At 76.1% G+C, this 2,703-nt stretch carries 2 protein-coding genes; one reads left to right on the forward strand and one right to left on the reverse strand.

Annotation, left to right across the window (positions count from 1 at the left end; all coding sequences use genetic code 11):
• Nucleotides 1-1,025, reverse strand: a 1,025-nt coding sequence (locus ABZ990_RS31070) for a hypothetical protein (protein WP_361238939.1), incomplete at its 3' end; no start/stop codon positions are given.
• Between the two features lie 84 nt (nt 1,026-1,109).
• Here ABZ990_RS31070 and ABZ990_RS31075 point away from each other — a divergent pair.
• Entirely contained in the window at nt 1,110-2,222 is a 1,113-nt protein-coding gene (locus ABZ990_RS31075; protein ID WP_361238942.1) for an acetylhydrolase, read from the forward strand.
• Nucleotides 2,223-2,703: the final 481 nt, after the last annotated feature.

Here is a 2,703-nt window from a genome sequence, read left to right on the forward strand (position 1 = left end):
CCGATGCCGGAGGTCACCGCGCGTCCTTCGCGGCGCCGTCCTTCTCGCTCCGGTCGTCCTGCTTCGCGTCCTGCTCGTCCGCCGGCTTCGTCTTCATGCCCGGACGCCGTCGCGTTGCTCACCCGCAGCGCGCGGGCCAGCTCCGTGGTCGAGCGGGGCTCGGCGAGCAGCCGTAGCAACTCGGCGCGGGTGCGCCCCAGTACGGGAGCGAGCGGGTCGTCCGGGTCATCCGGGCCGTCGGGTGCGAGCGGGGCGGGCGGGTGGCCGGAGCCCGCCGGATAGGTGAGCACCACGGGGCGGGCGGGCAGGTCCTGGAGCAGGGGACCCGCCGGGTGGTGGAAGGTCGGCACCAGCACCAGGCCCCGTCCGTCGAGCCGGACCGTGCGCCCACTCGCCGGGCCGCCCGAAGGTTGCGCCAAAGTTCCCCGACTCCCTTGAGGCGTAAGGGTGGTGGCCTCTGGAGGTGCCGGCCATCGCCAGACGCTCCCGTCGAACGCGGAACCCGGTGCGAGCGCCGTCAGCGCGGCGCCCAGACCGTGTTCGGCGACCGTCAGGGCATGCCGGGCGAACTCCTCTCGGTGGAGGTCCCGTACCAGCGGCCAGACCGGCGCGAGCACCGCCTCGTACGCGGCCCGCTGGGCGCGCCGCACGACGCGCCAGGACGCCTCCTCGCCCGCGTGCAGCCCCCGGACCCAGCGGGGCGGCACGCCGGCCCCGTACACCCGTTCCAGCTCCGTGCGAACGGTCTCCGGGCGGGCCGTCCGGATCAGCTCGAAGCTCTCGTCGAGCGTGTCGGAGAGGATATCGAGGAACGCCGGAGGACGACCGGCCGGCACCAGGTCGGCGAGCGGCCCGGCCGTCGCCGGCAGGGCGCGCAGGACCCGGCCGCGCCAGCGGCCGAACAACGGATCCCGCCCCGGCGCGACCGCTGTCGTCAGAGCCGCGTGCAGCTCCTGGAGCGGCGCCGGACGCGGCGCGAAGCGGACCCGGGACAGATCCTCCGCCGTGAAGTGGACACACAACACCCGCACAACTCCCCTTCCCCCGCCAGCCTTTCGGCCCAGGCCTGAAGCTTCGCGCCCTGGCGGCCCCGCTTCCAGCATGCCGGTATGACCTCACGACGTACTCTCCTCCGCGGCGCCCTGCTCGGCACCGCCACCACCCTCCTGCCCGCCACCGGCTCCCCGCCCGCCACCGCGCGGGCCGTCACGCCGGGGCGTACCGCGCTCCGGCTGCCCGCGCCCACCGGACCCCACCCCGTCGGCCTGCGCACCGTCCACCTCACCGACCCCTCCCGTACCGACCCCTGGGAGGGCGGCGTACGGGAGGTGATGCTCACCGTCCTGTACCCGGCCCGCGACGTCCGGGGCCGTCCCCGCGTCCCCCAGCTCACCCCGGCCGCCGCCCAGGCGTTCGCCGAACTCGCACCCGCGGTGCACCCCGGCCTGCCCCCGGCCGGAACGGTCGACTGGGGGGCCGTCCTCACCCACGGCCACCTCGACGCGCCGCCGCTGCCCGGGCGCCGCCCCGTGCTGCTGTACAGCCCCGGCGGCGGCGACTCCCGCACGCTGGGCACGAGCCTCGCCGAGGACCTGGCCGGCCACGGCTGGACGGTGGTCCTCGTCGACCACCCCGGCGACGCCAGCCAGGTGGAACTGCCGGGCGGGGTACGGATCACGGCGCTGCGCGGGGAACCGGACCCGGCGACCTTCCGCACCTTGATCGACACGCGGGTCGGGGACCTCCGGCTCGTTCTCGACCGGGCCCTCGGCGAAGGGCTCGGCGGCCTGCCCCCGGCCTCGACGGCCGGGATTTACGGACACTCGGCGGGCGGCACCGCCGCCGTCTCCACGGCCCGCGCCGACCCCCGGGTCCGCGCGGTGGCGAACCTGGAGGGCTACCTCGATCTCGACCCCCTGGACGGCTTCGACCGGCCCCTCCTGCTCTGCCGCACCGACGGCTTTGCCGGCGCCGAGCGGCTGACCCGCTCCTGGACCGGCCTCACCGGCGAACGGGTCCTGCTGGCCGACAGCGGCCACTGGGCGTTCACCGACTACGCCTCCCTCGTCCCCGCCCTCCAGACCGCCGGCCTCGTGACCCCCACCACCCGCACCACACTCGTCGGCACCGCCCCGCCGGCCGCCCGACTGACCGCGCTCCGCCACCGCCTGCGCACCTTCTTCGCCCACCACACCCGACCCGGTTCGGGCGCCGGGCTCTGAGGGAGCGCCACCGGGGCTGGGGGCCCGGCCGGGGCCGAGGGAGCCGGGCGCCAGGCGTGGGGGAGCCGGGACCCGCCTCGGGCTGCGGGGCGGGCGCCGTTCGGGACTGCGGGATTGGATCAGCTTGGGGGTGTGGGGCGGGCTCCGTTCGGAACTGTGCGACTGGGTTCGTCAAAAGGCTGTGGGGCAGACCTCGTTCGGGACTGCGCGAGGGGCGCCTGCCGGGGCGGGCCATGCCGACGGCCCGCCCCGGCAGGCGCCGTGGCTAGCGAGGGCTCCAGCCGCCGACTACCCGGGTCGCCTCCTCGGATGTCCTGTCTTCCCTGACTGCCTCAGGTAGAGGTCCTGGCTCTGCCCTCCGCCCGCCCCGGCGCTTTTACGGGCGGCTTCGCTCGCCGCGACTTGCCGCCCGCCCTGCTCTTCTCGGCTGTGCGGACTTTCTGGATTCCCCGCGCTGGCTCCCCCTCCCCCCTCCCCCCAC

The sequence above is a fragment of the Streptomyces sp. NPDC046203 genome, from assembly GCF_040646255.1.
Taxonomy (GTDB): domain Bacteria; phylum Actinomycetota; class Actinomycetes; order Streptomycetales; family Streptomycetaceae; genus Streptomyces.

Coding starts and splice junctions, on each gene's coding strand:
- ABZ990_RS31075 (WP_361238942.1), top strand. CDS start 1,110: ATGACCTCACGACGTACTCTCCTCCGCGGCGCCCTGCTCGGCACCGCC.